At 52.0% G+C, this 21,136-nt stretch carries 24 protein-coding genes and 1 pseudogene; 8 read left to right on the top strand and 17 right to left on the bottom strand.

All coding sequences use genetic code 11. The annotated features are described in order from the left end of the window. Positions 1–52: 52 nt before the first annotated feature. Both pykF and lpp read left to right on the top strand, forming a co-directional pair. On the top strand, positions 53–1,465 hold the full coding sequence (gene pykF / locus BJP35_RS14300; protein WP_014169744.1) for a pyruvate kinase PykF: 1,413 nt from the start codon (positions 53–55) through the stop codon (positions 1,463–1,465). A gap of 310 nt (positions 1,466–1,775) precedes the next feature. After that, positions 1,776–2,012: a murein lipoprotein Lpp gene (gene lpp / locus BJP35_RS14295; RefSeq protein WP_001082307.1), complete on the top strand. Its 237-nt coding sequence runs from the start codon at positions 1,776–1,778 to the stop codon at positions 2,010–2,012. Between the two features lie 60 nt (positions 2,013–2,072). Here the strand turns inward: lpp and BJP35_RS14290 are convergent, their stop codons facing one another. The 9 genes from BJP35_RS14290 to BJP35_RS24640 form a co-directional block, all read right to left on the bottom strand. Next, entirely contained in the window at positions 2,073–3,086 is a 1,014-nt protein-coding gene (locus BJP35_RS14290) for a L,D-transpeptidase family protein (protein WP_014169743.1), read from the bottom strand. A 97-nt stretch (positions 3,087–3,183) separates the two neighbouring features. Continuing rightward, positions 3,184–3,600 (bottom strand): cysteine desulfuration protein SufE, encoded by a 417-nt coding sequence (sufE, locus tag BJP35_RS14285; protein WP_032681178.1) that lies wholly within the window; start codon positions 3,598–3,600, stop codon positions 3,184–3,186. Positions 3,601–3,614: 14 nt separating this feature from the next. Continuing rightward, entirely contained in the window at positions 3,615–4,835 is a 1,221-nt protein-coding gene (gene sufS, locus BJP35_RS14280) for a cysteine desulfurase SufS (protein ID WP_032681180.1), read from the bottom strand. Then, positions 4,832–6,103, bottom strand: a complete 1,272-nt coding sequence (gene sufD / locus BJP35_RS14275) for a Fe-S cluster assembly protein SufD (protein ID WP_040017285.1) — start codon at positions 6,101–6,103, stop codon at positions 4,832–4,834. The genes sufS and sufD overlap by 4 nt, the downstream gene beginning before the upstream one ends. After that, positions 6,078–6,824 (bottom strand): Fe-S cluster assembly ATPase SufC, encoded by a 747-nt coding sequence (sufC, locus tag BJP35_RS14270; protein WP_020884365.1) that lies wholly within the window; start codon positions 6,822–6,824, stop codon positions 6,078–6,080. Before sufC ends, sufD begins: the two co-directional genes overlap by 26 nt. Before the next feature lie 9 nt (positions 6,825–6,833). Next, positions 6,834–8,324: a Fe-S cluster assembly protein SufB gene (gene sufB, locus BJP35_RS14265; RefSeq protein WP_032681183.1), complete on the bottom strand. Its 1,491-nt coding sequence runs from the start codon at positions 8,322–8,324 to the stop codon at positions 6,834–6,836. Positions 8,325–8,332: 8 nt separating this feature from the next. Continuing rightward, positions 8,333–8,701, bottom strand: coding sequence for a Fe-S cluster assembly scaffold SufA (gene sufA / locus BJP35_RS14260; RefSeq protein WP_008500631.1), 369 nt, complete (start codon positions 8,699–8,701; stop codon positions 8,333–8,335). A gap of 525 nt (positions 8,702–9,226) precedes the next feature. After that, the gene (locus BJP35_RS14255) at positions 9,227–9,640 is read right to left on the bottom strand and encodes a hypothetical protein (RefSeq protein WP_086463346.1); all 414 of its coding nucleotides are present in this window, start codon (positions 9,638–9,640) and stop codon (positions 9,227–9,229) included. A 42-nt stretch (positions 9,641–9,682) separates the two neighbouring features. Beyond that, the gene (locus BJP35_RS24640) at positions 9,683–9,811 is read right to left on the bottom strand and encodes a hypothetical protein (RefSeq protein WP_256971776.1); all 129 of its coding nucleotides are present in this window, start codon (positions 9,809–9,811) and stop codon (positions 9,683–9,685) included. Between the two features lie 83 nt (positions 9,812–9,894). On the opposite strand from BJP35_RS24640, the gene BJP35_RS14250 reads away from it, so the two are divergent. Then, positions 9,895–10,206 carry a hypothetical protein gene (locus BJP35_RS14250; RefSeq protein WP_143349637.1) on the top strand — a complete coding sequence of 104 codons (312 nt, stop codon included), beginning with the start codon at positions 9,895–9,897 and terminating at the stop codon, positions 10,204–10,206. 355 nt (positions 10,207–10,561) lie between these two features. Here the strand turns inward: BJP35_RS14250 and BJP35_RS14245 are convergent, their stop codons facing one another. Together BJP35_RS14245 and BJP35_RS14240 are read right to left on the bottom strand one after the other, a co-directional pair. Beyond that, positions 10,562–11,068, bottom strand: a complete 507-nt coding sequence (locus BJP35_RS14245) for a YbjP/YqhG family protein (protein ID WP_052686773.1) — start codon at positions 11,066–11,068, stop codon at positions 10,562–10,564. Continuing rightward, positions 11,068–11,436 carry a hypothetical protein gene (locus BJP35_RS14240; protein ID WP_086463344.1) on the bottom strand — a complete coding sequence of 123 codons (369 nt, stop codon included), beginning with the start codon at positions 11,434–11,436 and terminating at the stop codon, positions 11,068–11,070. Before BJP35_RS14240 ends, BJP35_RS14245 begins: the two co-directional genes overlap by 1 nt. Positions 11,437–11,618: 182 nt before the next feature. Between BJP35_RS14240 and BJP35_RS24635 the strand changes: the two are divergent. Beyond that, positions 11,619–11,792: pseudogene (locus BJP35_RS24635) on the top strand (site-specific integrase); the annotation flags it as partial. Positions 11,793–11,894: 102 nt separating this feature from the next. On the opposite strand, the gene BJP35_RS14230 reads toward BJP35_RS24635, so the two are convergent. Both BJP35_RS14230 and BJP35_RS14225 read right to left on the bottom strand, forming a co-directional pair. Then, positions 11,895–12,623 carry a MerR family transcriptional regulator gene (locus BJP35_RS14230; protein WP_020884367.1) on the bottom strand — a complete coding sequence of 243 codons (729 nt, stop codon included), beginning with the start codon at positions 12,621–12,623 and terminating at the stop codon, positions 11,895–11,897. A gap of 188 nt (positions 12,624–12,811) precedes the next feature. Beyond that, positions 12,812–14,032, bottom strand: a complete 1,221-nt coding sequence (locus BJP35_RS14225) for a diguanylate phosphodiesterase (protein WP_014169734.1) — start codon at positions 14,030–14,032, stop codon at positions 12,812–12,814. Positions 14,033–14,373: 341 nt separating this feature from the next. Here BJP35_RS14225 and ycgZ point away from each other — a divergent pair, with 341 nt between their 5' ends. The 4 genes from ycgZ to fdhF all read left to right on the top strand — a co-directional run bounded on the left by ycgZ (position 14,374) and on the right by fdhF (position 17,589). After that, complete coding sequence (ycgZ, locus tag BJP35_RS14220; protein ID WP_020884368.1) at positions 14,374–14,613, top strand: regulatory protein YcgZ; 240 nt, start codon at positions 14,374–14,376, stop codon at positions 14,611–14,613. Positions 14,614–14,617: 4 nt separating this feature from the next. Then, the gene (locus BJP35_RS14215; protein WP_020884369.1) at positions 14,618–14,938 is read left to right on the top strand and encodes a hypothetical protein; all 321 of its coding nucleotides are present in this window, start codon (positions 14,618–14,620) and stop codon (positions 14,936–14,938) included. Positions 14,939–14,967: 29 nt separating this feature from the next. Then, a complete protein-coding gene (locus BJP35_RS14210; RefSeq protein WP_014169732.1) occupies positions 14,968–15,246 on the top strand; it encodes a biofilm development regulator YmgB/AriR family protein in 279 nt (92 codons plus the stop codon). A gap of 192 nt (positions 15,247–15,438) precedes the next feature. Further along, positions 15,439–17,589, top strand: coding sequence for a formate dehydrogenase subunit alpha (gene fdhF, locus BJP35_RS14205; protein ID WP_020884370.1), 2,151 nt, complete (start codon positions 15,439–15,441; stop codon positions 17,587–17,589). A 37-nt stretch (positions 17,590–17,626) separates the two neighbouring features. Here the strand turns inward: fdhF and fliB are convergent, their stop codons facing one another. The 4 genes from fliB to BJP35_RS14185 all read right to left on the bottom strand — a co-directional run bounded on the left by fliB (position 17,627) and on the right by BJP35_RS14185 (position 21,136). Further along, entirely contained in the window at positions 17,627–18,844 is a 1,218-nt protein-coding gene (fliB, locus tag BJP35_RS14200; RefSeq protein ID WP_047357325.1) for a flagellin lysine-N-methylase, read from the bottom strand. Positions 18,845–18,954: 110 nt separating this feature from the next. Beyond that, complete coding sequence (locus BJP35_RS14195; protein ID WP_086463342.1) at positions 18,955–19,617, bottom strand: LuxR C-terminal-related transcriptional regulator; 663 nt, start codon at positions 19,615–19,617, stop codon at positions 18,955–18,957. A 47-nt stretch (positions 19,618–19,664) separates the two neighbouring features. After that, positions 19,665–20,180, bottom strand: coding sequence for a fimbrial protein (locus tag BJP35_RS14190; RefSeq protein WP_080472759.1), 516 nt, complete (start codon positions 20,178–20,180; stop codon positions 19,665–19,667). A gap of 8 nt (positions 20,181–20,188) precedes the next feature. Next, positions 20,189–21,136 carry a fimbrial protein gene (locus BJP35_RS14185; protein ID WP_063925057.1) on the bottom strand — a complete coding sequence of 316 codons (948 nt, stop codon included), beginning with the start codon at positions 21,134–21,136 and terminating at the stop codon, positions 20,189–20,191.

Here is a 21,136-nt window from a genome sequence, read left to right as displayed (position 1 = left end):
GCCCCCGGAGCGAGATTTCCATATCCTTCCCAACTTAAAGACTAAGACTGTCATGAAAAAGACGAAAATTGTTTGTACTATCGGCCCGAAAACCGAATCTGAAGAGATGCTGAGCAAAATGCTGGACGCCGGCATGAACGTTATGCGTCTGAACTTCTCCCACGGTGACTATGCTGAACACGGTCAGCGTATCCAGAACTTGCGCAACGTGATGAGCAAGACCGGTAAAAAAGCAGCCATCCTGCTGGATACCAAAGGTCCAGAAATCCGCACCATCAAACTGGAAGGCGGTAACGACGTCTCTCTGAAAGCGGGCCAGACCTTCACCTTCACCACTGACAAGACTGTTGTCGGTAACAACGAAATCGTTGCGGTCACCTATGAAGGTTTCACCAGCGACCTGTCCGTTGGCAACACCGTGCTGGTAGACGATGGCCTGATCGGCATGGAAGTGACCGCCATCGAAGGTAACAAGGTTATCTGTAAAGTGCTGAACAACGGCGACCTGGGTGAAAACAAAGGCGTTAACCTGCCAGGCGTTTCCATTGCGCTGCCAGCCCTGGCTGAAAAAGACAAACAAGACCTGATCTTCGGTTGCGAGCAAGGCGTCGACTTCGTTGCGGCATCCTTCATCCGTAAACGTTCCGACGTGGTTGAAATCCGTGAGCACCTGAAAGCGCACGGCGGCGAGAAGATCCAGATCATCTCCAAAATCGAAAACCAGGAAGGCCTGAACAACTTCGACGAAATCCTCGAAGCATCAGACGGCATCATGGTTGCACGTGGTGACCTGGGTGTTGAAATCCCGGTTGAAGAAGTTATCTTCGCGCAGAAGATGATGATCGAGAAGTGTGTTCGCGCGCGTAAAGTGGTTATCACCGCAACGCAGATGCTGGACTCCATGATAAAAAACCCACGCCCAACCCGCGCAGAAGCTGGCGACGTGGCTAACGCCATCCTCGACGGTACCGATGCAGTCATGCTGTCCGGCGAATCCGCGAAAGGTAAATACCCGCTGGAAGCCGTTGGCATCATGGCGACCATTTGCGAACGTACTGACCGCGTGATGACCAGCCGTCTGGACTTCAACAATGACAGCCGCAAACTGCGTATTACCGAAGCAGTCTGCCGCGGTGCGGTAGAAACCGCTGAGAAACTGGAAGCGCCTCTGATTGTGGTTGCCACCCAGGGCGGTAAATCTGCTCGCGCAGTCCGTAAATACTTCCCGGACGCGACGATCCTGGCGCTGACCACCAACGAAACCACTGCCCGTCAGCTGGTGCTGAGCAAAGGCGTGGTTGCGCATCTGGTGAAAGAAATCGCGTCTACCGACGATTTCTACATTCAGGGTAAAGCGCTGGCGCTGGAAAGCGGCCTGGCACAGAAAGGCGACGTTGTGGTCATGGTTTCTGGTGCGCTGGTACCAAGCGGAACCACCAACACAGCATCTGTTCACGTGCTGTAATAATTCCCGAACGAATTAATTTTCATAAAAAGCGTCCTCCGGGACGCTTTTTTTATTTCATGCATTAGCCAAAGTCATTCAAAAAGCAAATCGGGTTTCTCTATTTAATTGCGAATTATCTAAGATGAATCCGATGAAAAATGCCTTTTTTTACAGAGCTTTTTGCCAAAAAAGGGCCGATTCGATGCTTCTTTGAGCGAACGATCAAAAATAGGCGTATTCCCATCAAAAAAATATTCTCAACCTAAAAAACTTTGTGTAATACTTGTAACGCTACATGGAGATTAACTCAATCTAGAGGGTATTAATAATGAATCGTACTAAACTGGTACTGGGCGCGGTAATCCTGGGTTCTACTCTGCTGGCTGGTTGCTCCAGCAACGCTAAAATCGATCAGCTGTCTTCTGACGTTCAGACTCTGAACGCTAAAGTTGACCAGCTGAGCAACGACGTGAACGCAATGCGTTCCGACGTTCAGGCTGCTAAAGACGACGCAGCTCGCGCTAACCAGCGTCTGGACAACCAGGCTACTAAATACCGTAAGTAATAGTACCTGTTAATAAAATGGCGCACATTGTGCGCCATTTTTTTTGTCTGCGTCAAACCCCTACTGCGTCACCTTCTCACCGTCATTTTCCGCGACTACAGCGGATGTCCGACTGTTCTGTACTGACAACACGTTCTGACGCGCTGACGCGCCGTTATCGGCCGACACGGCTACCGGGATCCCCGCGCGGCGTGACAAGGCTTTATCGATAAGCGCTTTATCACTTCCTGACTGCGAGACAAACGTCGCAAAGTCTGCGGAATGCGAAATGGGTGTCATCTGGGGGTTTTCACCCTCAACCTGCGCCAGCGGACGATGCACTTCAATATAGCGTTTACCGTCAGGCTCAACGGAGAACTTCACCGGCTCATTAATGATTTGCACCCGCGTGCCGACCCGCACCTGCTCAAACAGCGCTTTGATATCCGGCGCGTTCATGCGCATACAGCCAGAGCTGACCCGCAGGCCGACGCTGTCCGGCGCACTGGTGCCGTGGATCAGGTATTCCCCGTGACCCACGCCTAAACGCAATGCAAAGCGTCCTAGCGGGTTATTTGGCCCGGCCGGGACCACGGGCGGCAATTTGATGCCCTGCTCCAGAGAGCGCGCTCTGATGCCCGGTGTTGGGGTCCAGGTAGGATTAGGGATCTTCTGGCTGACCCGGGTGGTGGTGACCGGCGTTTCAAGTCCCAGTTGCCCAATGCCGAGCGGGAAAACCTGAACGATGTTTTCGCCCGGCGGGAAGTAGTAAAGCCGCAGCTCCGCCAGATTCACGACAATCCCCTCACGGGGCGTGTCGGGCAACAGCATCTGCGAAGGGATCGTGATCACCGTCCCCGGCGCAGGGTTTACCGGCGCAATAGTATTATTGGCTTCAAGGATAAGCTGTGCTGCAGTATTAAACCGGCGAGCGATGGTCTGAAGTTTATTATCCCCTTCCTGTATCGTGTAGGTTTGATTTTGCCCAATCAGACGGCTGCCTGCGGGCGGCAACGGGTAATCCATCGCGCGGGCCGAATTAAGAGCACCGAGCGAACCCAGGAGTAATAGAGTTATTAGAGACGCGCGCTTCATGCTGAGATTCCTTATTCACTGGCCGGATGCCAGAAAGCTGAAAAACCAGCGAGGCGGGAACCACCTCGCGAAACAGAATGAATGCTGTTCTGTAAGTCTAGCTAAGGATTGCAGCTTTGGCGCGGATGGCGCGAATCATCGCTTCCAGCCCCTGGGAACGGGACGGGGTGAGGTGTTGGGTCAGGGCCATTTTTTCAAACCACGGGCGGACATCAAAAGCGACAATATCCTGCGCTGACATCTGGTGATAGAGAATAAATACCACCGCAATAAGCCCTTTCACAATAGCGGCATCGCTGTCGCCCTGTAATTCGATCACGCCGTCGCGCGTCTGATCCATCACAATCCAGACCTGGCTCTGACAGCCCTGAATAATATTTTCCGGGTTGTGTGCCTCTTCGCTGAGCGGTGGTAAACGCTGGCCCAGTTCAATGATATAGAGGTACTTCTCTTCCCAGTTTGCGCAACGCCCGAAGTTACGCAGTAATTTTTCTTTATCCGGCAAATCTGCCATCTTTCGCCTCTCCGTTAGCCCAGCAACTGGTGAATACGTTTAAGCCCCGCCACCAGTCTGTCGACCTCTTCCGTTGTGTTGTACATCACCAGCGATGCGCGGCACATCGCCGGCACCTGGTAAAACGCCATCAACGGCATAGCACAGTGGTGTCCGGTACGCACGGCCACGCCGTAGTTATCGAGGAAACTGCCCACATCGTATGCATGGTGTTTACCCAGATTGAACGCAATCACCCCCTGGCGGTCCGCCGGGCCATACAGGGTCAGCGCCGGTACGCTGGCAAGCTCCTGCAGCGCGTAGTGCATCAGCAGTTGTTCGTACTCCTGAATCGCGTCAAGGCCAACAGACGTGACATAGGCGATGGCCGCCCCCAGCCCGATAATCCCGCCGGTATTCGGCGTGCCAGCTTCAAAGCGCCACGGTGCGCGTGCATAGGTGGTCCCCTCTGAGAGACTGACGGTCGCGATCATCGAGCCGCCCCCTTCCCACGGTGGCATCGCCTGCAAAATATCTTCTTTCACGTACAGCACGCCAATCCCGGTCGGCCCATAGAGCTTGTGCCCGGAGAAGACGTAGAAATCGCAGTCCAGCGCCTGGACGTCGACCGCGTGGTGCATGACCGCCTGCGCACCATCAATCAGCACCTTCGCGCCAGCCTGGTGGGCTTTCTCAATAATCGCTGCCACCGGGTTCTCGGTTCCCAGCACGTTAGAAACCTGGGTCACGGCCACCAGCCGCGTACGCGCATCCAGCAACGCGTCAAGTTGCTCAAGCTGCAGGGTGCCATCAACGTTCAATGGGATCACCCTCAGTTGCGCACCGACACGCTCACAGAGCATCTGCCACGGCACGATATTGGCATGGTGCTCCATCTGGGTGATGATGATGTTATCCCCCGCGTGGACCTGCGCGTTGCCCCAGCTGTTGGCAACAAGGTTGATCCCCTCGGTGGTACCACGCACAAACACCAGTTCCTCTGGCGAGCGTGCATTGAGGAAAGCGGCGATTTGGGTACGCACATTTTCCATACGCTGGGTCGCCTCCGCACTCAGGGTGTGGATCCCCCGGTGCACGGCAGCATAACCGTGGCGGTAGAATTCCGCTTCCGCTTCGATCACCTGATTCGGTTTCTGCGCGCTGGCCGCACTGTCCAGATACGCCAGGGGCAGACCGTTCACTTCACGGGTCAGAACCGGAAAATCTGCCCGTACTTTCTCTACGGGAAAACTCATGCTTCGCCTCCAGGCAGACGCTGCCCGATACGGGCCAACACCTGCTGTTTTAACAGGCCATCGTGCAGCGCTTCCGTCAGTTCAGCGGCAAACGCATAGATAATCATTTGCTGCGCCGCCTGCTGGTCGATACCGCGGGAGCGTAAATAGAACATCTGTTCGTCATCAATTCGCCCGACCGTCGCGCCATGGCTGCACTTCACGTCATCAGCATAGATTTCAAGCTGTGGTTTGGTGTCCACTTCCGCCAGGCGTCCTAACAGCAGGTTGTTGTTGGTCATCTGCCCGTCGGTTTTAATCGCGTGCTGCGCCACGTTAATCAGGCCGTTAAACACCGCCCGCCCTTTGTCGCTGACAATGGTTTTGTGCAGCTGGCGACTGTTACAGTAGCCTTTGTTATGCTCAAGCCAGGTGCGTGTATCGCACACTTGCGTTTTAACCGGCATCGCCAGGCTGTTGATGCGAAGCGTTGTATTCTCGCCGTTAAGCTGCGTGCTGGTGTTGTGGCGCAGTACTGCGCCGCCCAGCAAAAAGCTGTGGCTGTATGCCGCGGCATCTTGTCCAAGCAGCATGTCGTTATGCGCAAAGTGGTGGCTCTGCGGGTTTTCAAACGCCAGTTTGATATGGTGAAGCTGGGCATTGGCGGCAACATGCATTGTCAAACGCGCCCCGGTAAAGTGCCGGGCCTCGTTGAGGCTGACGTAATGCTCAATCACCGTGGCCTCCGCCCCTTCCGCCAGCTCAAGGTGGTGGCGATAGTGAGCAGTGTTGATCTCGTCGCCGTCTGCTCCCTGAGTGATGTGCATCAGCAGCAGCGGTTTTACCGGACGCTGGTTACGCTTAACGCGAATATGCGTCACGCTCCGCGCCAGGCTCTCGGTGAGGTGCAGGAAGACCTCGGGCTGTACCGGGGTGCTCAGGCTCTGACGGTCATCGTTAATGGCAATCTCAAACCCGCTGTCCTGGGTGCTGTCACTCAGCTCAGGGCGGAACTGACCATCGACGAAGACCAGACGCACGGCATCCACGGTCAATGCCAGGGCATCGCGCTGCGCCGGGCTGATGTCTGCCAGGCGGGTGACAAACTCCCCGTTCAGCAGGCCATCAAGCGGCGTGTATTTCCAGTTCTCCTGCTTGCGTGACGGCAAACCGAGACGCAGCATCTGCTGCAGGTGCTGTTGCGCCTGTTCCGAGCGCGTATTGCCCTGCGCTTCAAACAGACGGTGCCACTGCTGGAGCGCATTACTGCTGTTCGGTAAGCCAGCCATAACCCTGCTCCTCCAGTTGTTTAACCAGCGTGAAATCACCGGATTTCACAATACGCCCCTGGTAAAGCACATGGACGTAATCCGGCTTGATGTAATCCAGAATACGCTGGTAGTGAGTGACGATGATGAACGCGCGTTTGCCGTCGCGCAGGGAGTTCACCCCATCGGCCACAATCTTCAGGGCATCAATATCCAGACCGGAGTCGGTCTCATCCAGAATACACAGTTCAGGCTCAAGGACCGCCATCTGCAGAATGTCGTTACGCTTTTTTTCACCGCCTGAAAAACCGACGTTGACCGAGCGGGTCAGCAGGTCTTCCGGCATTTTCAGCAACTTAATCTTCTCTTCCATCAGGTCCTGGAAATCAAAGCGGTCCAGCGCCTCCAGTCCGCGATATTTACGTACCGCGTTCAGCGCCGTTTGCAGAAAGAACTGGTTACTCACCCCCGGGATCTCCACCGGATACTGGAAGGCCATAAAGATACCTTCACCGGCCCGCTCTTCCACCGACATCTCCAGCAAATCTTTGCCGTTAAACTCGACCGACCCGTGGGTCACTTCGTAATCTTCGCGTCCTGCCAGCGTTGCGGAGAGCGTACTTTTCCCGGAGCCATTGGGCCCCATAATGGCGTGGACTTCACCCGGTTTGACATCAAAATTGAGACCACGCAGGATCTCTTTGTCTTCCACGCTAACCTGTAAATCTTTAATACTTAACATGTGCTTTCCTTAACCGACGCTGTGTTCAAGACTAATGGCGAGGAGTTTCTGGGCTTCAACGGCAAATTCCAGCGGCAGTTCAGAGAACACATCCTTACAGAAGCCGTTCACAATCATTGAGATGGCATCCTCCTCACTGATCCCGCGCTGCAGGCAGTAGAAGAGCTGATCTTCCCCAATACGTGACGTCGTCGCCTCGTGCTCAAGCTGGGCGGTATTGTTACGGCATTCAACGTACGGGAAGGTGTGTGCCCCGCAGTCTGCGCCAATTAACATTGAGTCACACTGGGTAAAGTTTCGGGCATTGGTGGCCGTCGGCATGATTTTGACCAGCCCACGATAGCTGTTCTGACTGTGCCCGGCGGAGATGCCTTTGGAAATAATGGTCGACCGGGTGTTTTTACCGATGTGGATCATCTTGGTACCCGTATCTGCCTGCTGATGGCCGCTGGTCAGCGCCACGGAGTAGAACTCACCGATCGAGTTATCCCCACGCAGAATACAGCTCGGGTATTTCCAGGTGATCGCAGAGCCGGTTTCCGACTGGGTCCAGGACATTTTGCTGTTTTCGCCTTCGCACAGCGCACGCTTGGTCACGAAGTTCAGAATACCGCCGGTGTTGCCATCGCCCGGGAACCAGTTCTGCACCGTGGAGTATTTTACCTCGGCATCTTTATGGATGATGACTTCAACCACCGCGGCGTGAAGCTGGTAGCTGTCACGGACCGGTGCGGAGCAGCCTTCAATGTAACTGACGTAGCTGCCTTCATCGGCCACCAGAATGGTGCGTTCGAACTGACCGGTTTTTTCCGCGTTGATGCGGAAATAGGTCGACAACTCCATCGGGCAGCGAACGCCTTTTGGCACATAGATAAAGGTGCCATCAGACGCTACCGCCGCGTTTAGCGCGGCAAAAAAGTTATCGTTACTCGGCACCACGGTGCCGATGTACTTTTTCACCAGCTCAGGGTGCTCGTGAATCGCTTCGCCGAAGGAGCAGAAAATAATCCCCTGCTCTGCCAGTTTTTCACGGTAGGTTGTCGCCACTGAGACGGAGTCAAAAATGGCGTCCACCGCCACCTCTTTCCCTTCGCGAACGGGCACACCCAGCTGGTTAAACGCCTCTTCCACTTCTTTGCTCAGGAAGCTGTTGTCCGCACCGGTTTGCTGCACCGCGCCAGGCTGTGAGGCGCAGGTGTCGTCGCAACTCCCGCAGGATGGCGCAGAGTAGTAGCTGTAATCCTGATAGTTCAGCTTGTCATAATGCGCTTTCAGCCAGTGAGGTTCTTCCATTTCCAGCCAGGCCCGGAAGGCGCTCAGACGAAACGCCAGCATCCACTCAGGTTCATTACGCTTGGCCGAGATCGCCCGGACGACATCTTCATTGATGCCTTTCGCCAGTTCATCGGTCTGCAGCTGGGTAAAGAACCCCTCTTTATAATTGAGGTGGCCGCCACTCCAGGTGTTAACATCACTCGTTGCTTCAGTATTACGAGACATAGTACCGCCTATACCCCAAAGCTTTCGCCGCACCCACATTCGTTCTGGGCTTTCGGGTTATGAAATTTGAATAACTGGTTTAAACCTTCACGTACGTAGTCCACTTCCGTGCCGTCAATAAACGGCATGGCCTGCAGGGCGACATACAATTTTGCGCCGTCAGTTTCGAATACCAGATCATCCTTCTCGGGTTCTGTGACGGTATCGAGCACGTAACCGAATCCTGCGCAGCCGGTCTGTTTCACCCCCAGGCGCACGCCGAGGATCTCTGGCTTTTTCGCCACCAGTTCGTGAATATGTGCCGCCGCCGCTGGCGTGAGCGTTAAGCCACGCCAGGCGAAGTCGGCAGGATTGAAGGTTTCTGAATGCAGTTCCATAGGTCCACCTCATCTAATAAGCCCCAGGGCATAACACCATGTTAGTGATAACGATTATCACTTCAACCCTCTGTCAGCAGGGGCATTGGGCTAAATCGCCCTTTTTGCATACTTTTATTAAGCATAGACCCTGTCAGCGGATGCGGGCGGGATGGATTTAATTGTTCAATACTTTGAAAAATAATGGGTTATCGAATCAGAAAAGCGGAGTAAAGGGGAAAAGTAAAATATGCATCGGAAATGCCTATTTTTAAGATAGATTTTTTATATTCAGCCAAAACAGGTGATTACATAAAAATCAGCAAGTTACTTTTTTGATGCATTAGACAATATCAGCCCTTAATGAACATTTAATCGCCCCTTAATGCGCCCCAAATCCATTCCCTCCCAAAAATTGCCCCCAAATTCAACCTGTTTTGCCTTCCATGGCATGTATTCCCGTTCATCATTTTCATCAGGCGGCTGAGCCGGTTTCGGTGGCCGCGTCTGCACCAGTACCACTGCTATTTCCTCCCAAAAATTTTTTTATTCCGTTCGTTGTCTGCTGCACAACTTTTTTCCCTCAGCGGTTCGTAACCAGTCCGGCACCTGAGCAAAATTTGCCGCTATCAGCGCCATATTTGCAGTGCATACTGACTCAGAGATCGCCATTGTCACCAGCTGCATAGGGTTTTGCTGCTGCTCCTGCGTGGCAGCTAACGCCGCCTCTTGTTGCTGTACCTGCTGGCGCGGCGGGTAGCCGTTCGGCGTCATATAGTTTTCTACGCGTGCGTCAATTGCCGCATAAGGATTTTGTTGCTGTAGTGGTGGTGCGTATTGCTGCATCAGCTGCGCTTTCACTGATTCAAGGTACTGATTGAGGCCATTATTGAATGCTCCAGCATCGAAGCCGCATGACGGATTGCCGCTGAAATTAAAGCCACCATAAAAACCATTCATTTTCGCAACCTGTTAAAAAAGCGGCCCCGCAGGGGCCGGCTATTAGTTAACTTTGTTGTTTGTATTGGTGTTGGTCGGGTTCGCAGTAAACGTGCCCGCACCAATATTGATCGCCTGGTTTGTCGCTCGGATGTTCTGATCGCGGCTGCGCCAGAGATCGAACAAGGGCATATTGCGCTTGCTGCTCCTGCTGTGTGTATTTCCACGCGCTTCTCCGCCTGCAGTTGTTCTTCTATGTCGCTCCACTGGTATTTATGGCTTTCGCCCCAGCAATATCTGCAGTTGACGCGCCGGTACTGACTCAGGGCGTTAGGATCGGCGTTAATGATTGCGGTGAGCTGCGTTATCAGATCGTCCAGTTCGACGGCGTAGCGTTTTTGCCACTAGTTTCGCAGCGCGTGAAGGTAGCGTGTCACCCTGTCATTTCTAAGCATGCGGGAGGCGTTCGAGTACGCGGAATTTCAGGTGCCGGTGTAGCCGGCCAGGTGGTACGCATCGACGCGGGATTTTCCCTGCGCGACATGATCCGCAAAAATCGCCTGCTGTTCTGTCAGCCCGTAAAATAGAAAATATTTTTCTTCATACTCGCCTCCTGATTTAACGACAGGCCTGATAAGGGATTAGAAAAGATGGTCTTTGCTGAAAGAATCGTGGGGATGTGGTGCCGGGTGCCACTCGGTGAGCCTTTGGACAGCCTCCACGACCTGTGGCTTGTTTGCGTATTCTGCTGCATCGCCTCACCGCTTAGGGGGGATTCACCACGAAAGCGATTACACAAATTAAAGTGTTTATGACAATTTACAATGATGGCCTGCGCGTAAACATTGTTCGTCCGGCGCCTTATGAATAGTGGATTTAAGAAAACCAGTTTGGTAGATCTTCTTCAAAAAACCCCGGCAGGTGCCAGGGCTTGTACTATTATTATAGGCCGCCTTCTGCTGCGTTCTTCGCTCGGATGAGCGCTCCGGTGTTAAATATCGGATGTTCGAAGTTATTGGTTACATCACGAACGCGGTAAATTTTCCATGAATCACCTTCACGACGAAGGAATACCTCCAGATGAATGCTCTTTCCGTTATCCACCCCCTCCATGACCTGGACCACTTCACCACTTAAAAACGGCCTAGCGTTTTCTACTCGTAACGCAGATAACCATTCACGAGAGTAATCTTGCGTATACGTGAAATAGTCAGACTCAATTAATTCCTGCTCTGGAATATCCTCAATGCTATTAATGCGAGAAAGAGTATCATCGGAAACGTATTTACGTAGTTCCTCAAGAGGGTAAGGCTTGGCTTCATCGCTACCGAATGCAAAAAGATAGGATTTATAGAATGATTCGGTAAGGTCTTGCGCCCGCCGCTCTTGATTGGTAGCCGAACTACATCCAACCAGCAAAATGACGACTGATAAAAAAATCTGTTTCATTAATGCATCCTGTAAATTTTGAATGATGGCTGCATCTTGCGATACCCAGGCCCCGGATACATGCTCTTTTGAACGAAGTCAGAAATCCATTGTGTGCCGTCATACATAGTCATATGGCCTATGCAATTTCCACCTTGATAAGGTTGTATCACGGCGACATCACCAGAAATTAAAGTAGAACCGGGTGGCACTTCACTGAATCCCGCCCGCAATAATTCTGCCCCATAATCCTTTGCATAAACTGTGTTCGGAACCTTAACGCCTCCAGCCAAAATAGCCAGACGGGTAAACTTAGCGCATTCACTATGAGAACGCCCCAGTGCATGTGTGCGTAAATACGATACTGCAGCTTCTTTATTCCAACTCATTCTTAGTTCCTTTAAGCAAATAAGAACGGAATTATTACTATAACCACTCGTAAAATGTGGGATTAAAGATGCTGATTTTTAGATAAAAAACCGATGTTCTGACAGGGGTACTGGTGCTAAGCACCCTCGCGAATACCCCTGTCGGATCGGGGGAAAGCAAAAACCCCGCATTGGCGGGGTTCTCGTTTATTGCAAGCCAAATGGGGCATGAAGATGCACGCATGGCTTATGAGGTATATTCGAAATGGATCGGAGAAATGAACCAGAATCAGGTTGGAATGCTAAACAACAATATGCCAACTGCTAAGCCCCCATCACACCCCCAGGGAAAGAAAAGGCTGAGAAAAGTTCTTTAAAAATAAATAGCCTGCGCTCACATAAATAACGCCAATTTTTAAGATAGATTTTATCCAGGGAAACGACGAGCAAAAAAAAAAGGCCTTCAAGGCCTGCGGAAATTAATGATGAAAGGAGACAACAAAACCCTGTTCACGCCAGTGGTCAAGCAGTTCCTGCTGACGCGGCGTCGGCGCTTTACCGGTCCAGACGAAAATTCTTTGCCCAGGAAAAAGCTCCGGACGAGGGGAATCAATCGGGTCGGCCAGCACGTCAATATGCCACCCCTTTTGTGCCAGACGCGCAGCCTCAAGCCACAGGTGGGTCCGGTCATCGCACTCCCAGCCAATAAGCAGAGCATCTTTACCGGCTTTCTTACGTGACTCCGCCAGGCTTGCGACAGCAAACTCTATCAGCACACCGTCAAGCAGGCTCGCCATATGTCGCACCGTATTTTGATCCTGATTCATTCGCTGACGAACGGGAGAAATAATATTATCGATAAGCGCATCCATCGCGTGATCGCGGCGGAATTCGCCTATTTTGGCGCGCAGCTTTGCCGGGCTGGCATAACGCAAAACCGTCATCATCTCTTCCTGGATTGATGCCCAGTTACCCTGAGTCATCACTTCTTTGTTTTCCAGCAAGCCTTTGACTTTGCCGACCGAAACGCCGCTTTTCATCAGGCGTTTGATCTCTTCAATACGCAGGATATCTTCATCGTCAAACTGACGATGGCCCCCTTCGCTTCGCTGCGGCTTCAACAATCCATAACGGCGCTGCCAGGCACGCAGCGTAACGGGGTTGATACCGCATCGTTCGGCCACTTCGCCGATACTGTAATAGGCCATTAACTCCCTCACGCTTAGAACTTCCATACCCAACCAGACCAACCTTATCAGATTGTACAAACCATTTGTATAACTAAGGCCTCTTTTTGAGCGGGTGAAGGGTATACAAGTTCCTTCACCCGTTAATGTATTGTTGTACAAATTTTGCCGCGCGTACAGTCAAGCTTGCAGGTTTATGTACAGCTTTCTCAAAATTCAAACTTCTTCTCTGGCCACGCGATCGCCGGAATTCCCCCGTGACGCGGGCTGGCAAACAGATGCCCCTGGAACTGGGAAATGCCTGCAGACTCCAGCCACATCCACTCTTCAGGCTTCTCAACGCCGACGGCACAGAACTGGATCTCCAGCGAGGAACAGCAGGTGATAATCGCCTGAATGATGGCCTGCCGCGGGCCGCTTTTGTGCACATTCGCGACCAGATCGCGGTTAATCTTAATTCTGTCAGGCTGGAATTGCGCCAGTAACTGCAGACCGGCAAAACCGGCACCAAAGTGATCGATGGTTACGCTGATACCGGCACTTTTTAGCTGCCTGACCGAATGGGTAAACTCTTCAAAACGGGAAATCGCTTCGCTCTCGGTGAATTCCACCACAATCTGCTCCGGCACAAAGCCATTCGCGTCAATGGCCGTCAGCAGGAAATCCACGGCGCCAGGCACGTTGACCAGCGTCATGGGCAGCAGGTTAATGGATAATGTCTGATCCTGTAATCCCAGAGCGCTCGCCATGGAGAGCGCAACCTGCTTGCTTTTCAAATCAGAGGCGTACACCTCTTCACGAGGAATTTGGGCAAAATAGGTTCCGGGCGATTCACCGGTGGGCGTGCGGATCAAGGCCTCCCAGGAGACGACCTGCTGCATAAACGGATCCACGATAGGCTGGAACGCAAAGCTGCAATCCGCGCCTTTAGCCACCACCTCCGGTTGCGCCGATAAAGGCGTCTCTTCCGGGATAAAATCCCAGGCATCTGCAGGGGGCAGTTCAAAGTAGTTGGCTTTTTCCGTGGCCTCCACGAAAGTGCGGAAAAACTGCAGGGCGCGATCGCTATATGTCAGCTGATACCTGCTGGTGCCTTTGTCGAGAACCTGCTGAAGCACCTCTTCCCTGTCGAACTGACGCAAGTCAAAAAGCTCCATGCCAACCTTGCCGAAGCGTCGGGAGGGGCCGTGATCGCGCATCAGCTCCACCACGTTATGGTGGCGCGTGTCCTGGCAAATCTGCTCGTAAATGGATGAAACGTTTTCCGCAGGGCCTTCGAGCAACTGAAAAAAATGCGTGCCGTTAAACAGCAAGATCCCCGTGACATTGGATTGCCGGTTTTTACTATTTGCAGCAGCTACCATGTTTTCCAGCGCTTTCACTGGAACGTCCTCGCAGATATGACTGCGGTATATGATGGTTGTAAGCATGCTTATCCTGAAGGGGGTTAGGGGTTGGCCACAAAAACACGTCGGTAAACATCTGTTATAGCATATTAATTACGTGACAAATAATTTACATCTCAATCATTTACGGCACCTAATGCATCCGTTTCCTGCGTTGTACAACTTATCCATCACCGTGCGTATTGTACAATATATTCTGTAACGGAAATGCTTCATTTTTATGACCCAACCGCCTGATAAACATAGAATTTATAAAATATATCACAATTATTTTAAAAAATTGTACATTTTCTATGTACAGATTTGGAAATTGTGTATACCTTAAATGTAACGTTAGTGATTACATTTTTTTACAGGAGCGAAACATGCAGCAGAAGGACTATGTCGCAGATTCAGCAGCAGCGATCGCGCACTACTTCGAGAAGGCCGCGCTTCCTACCCAACAGGAGACGCTTGGTCAGGTCGTGGTTGAGATTCTTAGCGACGGGCGAAATCTGAATCGCAAATCGCTCTGTACCAAACTCTTAAGCCGCCTCGAAAAGGCCGATGGGCCTGAAGAGGAACAGCATTACCACATGCTGCTTGGTCTGCTTTTCGAACGGTAATGTTATGAACAGCAGTGATGCAGACCGACTGATTGACCAGCTTATCGGTGAAGCCGTTCTTTCTCTTTTGAAAGAGCGAGGCCCCGTCACAACCGAAGCTCTGGTCCAGCGTCTGCGTGATATGAAAGCGCATGAAAAGGATCCCCAGCGGCGGGAGACACTTGCGATGGTGATTGCCGACATCGGTTCAAACAACATCGCCCTGAAACGTCGCAGAACCGCGCAAGGACGAACCGATAGAGAGGGATCTCTCAACGTTAAAAGAGACAATGTAGTGCCGTTATTTGGAAATGGAAAACCGTCCGATCCCAGGAAAATACATTGACTGCAATTTTACAGCTACGGTGAGAACAAATGAGACAAAATATTCAGCTTCAACCCGAATACCATTCCGCTTTTTTAGAAAGCGCGCTGTCGGAATATTTCCGTCACGCAGGCGATCGTTTTGCTGAAGAGTCCGCTGTTTTTTCTACTGCAGTACGCTGTGTTCTGGCTTCTGAAGGACACCTGTCCAATAAAGCGATCATTCTGTGGCTGATCCAGACGCTGGAATCCACAAACGACGTTGTGCAGGCAGATGTCATTCGTAAAACCCTGGAAATCGTTGTGGGTCACACCATGGACGATCTCTAAAAACCCTCCCCTCTGTGAAGGCTAACGTGTCATCGTCAAAACTGACGATCGGGCTGACGATGACACGTTCCCTCCTCGTATAACACCCTGTAAAACCTACAAAGTAAATGTGGCATGGTTCCTGCTTACTCCCGTTTACGGGACTGGGCTATCCAGTCAACTTTGCTTCATTTCTTAACAGGTCTGTTATTGATGAAAAAAATCGCCAGCGTCTGCCCCTACTGTGGTGCAGGCTGCAAATTAAACCTTGTCGTCGAAAATAACCGTATCCTCCGTGCCGAAGCGGCCGAAGGCGTAACAAACCAGGGCACCCTGTGCCTGAAAGGCTTTTATGGCTGGGACTTCCTGAACGATACGCGTCTGCTTACCCCCCGTCTGACTCAGCCCATGATCCGCTACCACAAGGGAGAGGCTTTTACCCCCGTCACCTGGGAAGAGGCTATCCGCTATACCGCCCATAAACTCAGGAGCATAAAAGAGCAGTATGGCCCACGGTCCATCATGACCACCGGTTCCTCCCGGGGAACAGGGAATGAAACGAACTATGTGATGCAAAAATTTGCCCGTGCGGTGCTGAATACCAACAACGTGGACTGCTGCGCGCGCGTCTGTCACGGCCCTTCTGTTGCCGGGTTACAGGAAACTCTCGGCAACGGTGCAATGAGCAATTCCATTAACGATATTGAAAACTCAAAATGCCTGCTGGTGTTTGGCTATAACTGCGCCGATTCGCACCCCATCGTCGCCCGTCGGGTCTTAAAAGCCCGCGAAAATGGCGCGAAAATCATCGTCTGCGATCCCCGTCGCATTGAAACCGCACGCATTGCCGACCAGCACCTGCAGCTGAAAAACGGCAGCAACATGGCGCTGGTCAATGCGTTTGGCTATGTCCTTCTGGAAGAGGAGCTGTACGACAAAAACTACGTCGCGCGCTTCACCGAAGGGCTTGACGCTTATCGGGAAACGGTCAAAGACTACGCGCCCGAAAACGTCGAACATCTCACCGGCATTCCAGCCCGGGATGTGCGTCAGGCGATGCGGACGTTCGCGGCTGCGCCTTCCGCCACCGTCATGTGGGGCATGGGCGTAACGCAGTTTGGTCAGGCTGTAGACGTGGTCAAAGGTCTCTCCAGCCTGGCACTGCTGACCGGAAATCTTGGTCGACCTGCTGTCGGCGTTGGGCCAGTACGTGGTCAAAACAACGTTCAGGGCGCGTGTGATATGGGCGTTCTGCCCAATATGTTCCCGGGGTATCAGGACGTTACGAACCCGGCGGTCCGGCAGAAATTCGCCGCTGCCTGGGGAATCGATGTCGGGATTATGGACAAAGAGGTTGGAACGCGTATCACCGAAGTCCCTCACCTTGCGCTGGAAGGCAAGGTAAAAGCCTATTACATCATGGGCGAGGATCCGCTGCAGACTGAAGCCGATCTGGGGCTGGTGCGCCGCGGTTTTGAAGCACTCGATTTCGTGGTGGTTCAGGACATCTTTATGACGAAAACGGCGGAAGTGGCGGATGTTCTGTTACCTGCCACATCGTGGGGAGAACACGGTGGCGTCTTTACCTGTGCCGACCGTGGTTTCCAGCGTTTCGGTAAAGCCATTGAGGCCAGCGGCAACGTGAAACGTGACTGGGAGATCATCAGCCTGCTTGCTACCGAAATGGGCTATCCGATGCATTACGCATCCAACCAGCAGATCTGGGACGAGATGCGCGAGCTCTGTCCGCTGTTCTATGGCGTGACATACGAAAAAATGGGTGAAATGGGCCATGTGCAATGGCCGTGTCCAACGCTCGATCACCCGGGGACGCCGTATCTCTATAAAGATAACCAGTTCGATACGCCGAGCGGCAAAGGCCAGCTTTTTGCGGCAGCCTGGCGCGCGCCTGCCGAGATCCCGGACGAAACGTATCCGCTGGTGCTCTGCACCGTGCGTGAGGTCGGCCACTACTCCTGCCGTTCAATGACCGGCAATTGCGCCGCGCTGCAAAGCCTTGCCGACGAACCAGGCCGTGTACAAATGAACCCCCTTGATGCGGACAACCTGGGCATTAAAGACGGACAGCTGGTGTGGGTGCATTCCCGTCGGGGCAAAGTCATTACCCGTGCCAGCATCAGCGAGCGCATCAACGCCGGTGCGGTTTATATGACCTACCAGTGGTGGATTGGTGCCTGTAACGAACTGACGCAGGATAACCTTGACCCGGTCTCCAAAACCCCAGAAACCAAGTATTGTGCGGTTAAGCTTGAGGCGATTGAAGACCAACGCTGGGCGGAAGACTTTGCGGCGTCGTCTTATCAGACCATGAAGACGCGGTTAATCACGGCAGTAAACGTCTGAGGAAAAAGAGGCTCGCCACGGCGAGCCTCGTTATACGTTAGCCAATGAGCAGCAGGCACGAGAGGTCGTCCCCACCGTTAATCTTATCGATAGCAAAATCCATACGGGCATCAATGGTCTGATTGTGCAGGGTCTTTTCTGAGAAGCTGGCGATGGTTTTCATGACCATCTGCTGGTCCAGTTGTTCATCCATTGATTTGACGCTCAGGAAAACTTTCAGGTAGAAAAAGTCCAGAACGATGCGATAAAACTGACGCATAATGGTGGCGGTATTCTTACCCGGGAAATAGCCGCTGTAGAGTTTGTACAACAGATAGTTGCGTAATACGTACGGCTCTGACAGACAGGATTCCTGGCAAAGTTTCCCCCACTGCTGGTTAATCGCGTCGAATTTCTGCGCCAGCCTGGCGGGATCGCTGTCATGGCTGAAATTCAAAAAGTCAGCAATTTGCCGATGCCCTTCGTTGATATACCCATCCCGTGCAGAATCTCGCGCCACGTTCGTGCCGAGGATCGACAACGCCAGATATTTCATCGCATTTGATCGCCCGACATTGCTTTCAGAGAGCAGCGATTTACCGCTCTGCAACGCTTCCAGCAAGGCTTCGTAAAAGCGTTCAACCTGCTCATACTGATTGTGCAAATCGAAGTTCACATGCTGTAAGGTCAGGATCAACTGAGCCAGCGCCATCAAATTTTCTTCAACATTCCTCGCTGGCGACTGGATTATTTTCCACGCAAGGAGATGAATGACCTGGCTGCTTTGAGGCATAGACTGGCGCTGACCAATCAGATTGGTTTTATAAACGGCCAGCAGTTCATCCTGCTCCTGCAATAACATCGCGTCGGGGTCGAAGAGAACCCGCCTGACCACTTCCGGACATGAAAGGGTCATGCTGTGGCGAGTTTCATCCAGATAGCGGGTTGAGCTTCGGGGATAAGTACTGCAGGTGTGCGATAAGGCACTTTCACCTAAATCACGGTGTACCATACAAAGCTTATTTTCATCGATAAACGGACACTCCCCTTTTTCATCCAGTTTAATACGGGAATAATTTACTTTGCCTTTACGCTGCAGAATCAGATTGTCTTTGGCTATTGCAGCGATACCAGGATGCGTTGATGAAAGATATTTTTGATGTGTTTTTTTATCAATGGAAATTGTCCAGCCGCGGCAGCAGGAAATTAAACATTCCGGGCCCACACACTTGAACCTGGTCACAAAAATCGGTTTCAGGGTTTTATGAATTTGCATCGCTAATTAATCGTTATATAAAACGTAAAAATAACATGCTGCAGATGCAACTCTAAAGTTTCATAACCGAACACTTGTTTCCGTTATTCCTGTCATCAATAAAAGTGCCTTTACGCCTCCAGACAGGGGCGGTCCTGTAAACCCTGTCTCACAGAATCACGAAAAATATTGGGGGTGCCGTTTTTCTTCACCATCCTGTTGAGCAGCGCGATAAGCTCATAATCACTTCGCAGGTTAAATTTTTGCATGATCATGTACTTGTGTGCAAAAACGGTCTTATAGCTGATCTGTAACGCGTCTGCCGTCTGCATAACGGATAAGCCTTTATACAGGTTCATGACGATGCGTATTTGCTGCGGTGATAATATTTTATGCTCGCAATCGAAACAGGACGTTTTCTGCAGCACATGCCCCTTCAACTGCGTTTTACGCCACGCGCACCATACCGTCTCGCCAATCATGTCAAGAGAGGCCCTGCGGGAGATGAAAATAATATCCTGATAACAGGATTGCGACGCCGTAGACCGTTGCTCATCGTCAACCCAGCCGATCACAATGCCTTTTTGCCGTGACTGTAATTCCGGAAAACAGGTCAGGGTTTCCCCCTGGCATAAAGAGAGGACAATAATATCCGCCGTGCTGACGTTATGCGGCGTCATTTCATAATCAAAGTGAATACAGTCATTAAAATTACGCCAAAAGAAATCCATAAAAAAATACTGCAGACCAGACTGAAATAACGAATCCGTCTCGCTAATTAAAATATTCAACATAGGCTACACCGACGGGAAGCAAAAATGCGCGTGAAATCCCGCGCGACTTAATTGTATTGCAGCGTAATGACCACCACTGCGCTGAGGGTGCCGGGCGCCGCCCTGCCTCCGGTGGATATAACCGCAGCCTGCATCGCCATCTTCGCCGTCCGGTCTGAGGCAACATATTCCGTCATGCTGGAGCCGTTCCCTTTCAGTATGCCACTTCCGGCCTCGCGCATTGCTATCGCCACGTGGGTGGCCGTACCGCGGTTAATGTAATAGTCGGCGCCGGCAACAGGGTCGGGTGTACCCGTAAAGGTAGCGGTGACGCTACGCGTCCCCACCGGACATTGGGTAAATAACAGATCAAACGTAACCGGGTCTGATGATGATCCTGGCGTCACCATATTACTCGCCTGGATATTGCCCAGATTAATATCGAGATTCGTATTGCCGTTATTAAACAGGCAGGGTGAGGCCACGATATTTCCGGAGACCCCGATATTTACGCTGTCTGCACATAGCGCTTTGCCGCACAGTAAACCCGACACAAGCAACGCCGTGGGAATTATTTTCATCATCTCACCGGTTATTGATAGGTTATCGTAAGCGTGGCTGACGCATTTGCCGAGCCTGATTCCACGGTGGTTAACGTCTGGTAATAGCGCGCGGTTAACGGGAGCGTCTCCTGTCCTCCCGCAGACTGTTTTAATAACAGTCGACCGTTCATCACCAAAGGAGAACCGTTATAAAGTAGCTGAACCCCTACCCCTTTTGCCGTACCGGCATTCCCCTGACCGGTTAATGCCATGACGCTGGTATTGGCGCTGTCCGGATTTTGCATACCGCTGAGTGACACACTGATATTGGTGCCGGCACTGCAGGTTAACCCCAGATTTTGCGTATTTTGGGCGCCGGATGGCGTGGTTCCAATAACGGAGCCAAACGATGAGGCCGGAATATCGCCTATCGGGAACGTCAACTGCGCCGTCGTTATCGTGCATGCCAGCGCATTAATTGTGCCGTCAGTTAACTGGACCGTCAGACCGTCACGATAAACACCGTCACTTCCCTGAAGCGCCACGGTTCCGATAACGCCCGGCGTTAAAGCGCCCGACGTTACCGGGCCGGTCACCACCAGCTCAACTTTTCCACCAAACCAATCCACATACGACGTCACCGCGTTATACGAAAACGTGTAAGCCGGGTTTTCAAAATAATTCCCCGAGGAAAAGCGAATACCAATACCGCTGACATTGGTGGCATAAACATGGTTACCGTAGCTGCTCAGGTTCCCAATGTTATATCGCATACTGAATCCCAGCATCAGCGGGTTAGAACATCCCGTTAAATAGGTTCCCGTTGATGAGGCGGCGCGAGAAAAAATAATGGTGCCCACGGGGGCATCACGCTGCACGTTAATCGTGCCCACAGATATCGTCGATATTTGCGGCGTGATGGTTGTACAGGTGCCGGCACGGGCGCTATTCCACCCGCTCAGTAAACAGAGCAGGATCAGAGATAAAGCAAATTTCAT

It is taken from the genome of Enterobacter sp. J49, assembly GCF_002148625.1.
GTDB classification, from domain to species: Bacteria; Pseudomonadota; Gammaproteobacteria; order Enterobacterales; family Enterobacteriaceae; genus Enterobacter; species Enterobacter ludwigii.
The sequence above is the reverse complement of the archived record's forward strand: the minus strand, read 5'-3'. Positions and strand labels throughout refer to the sequence as shown.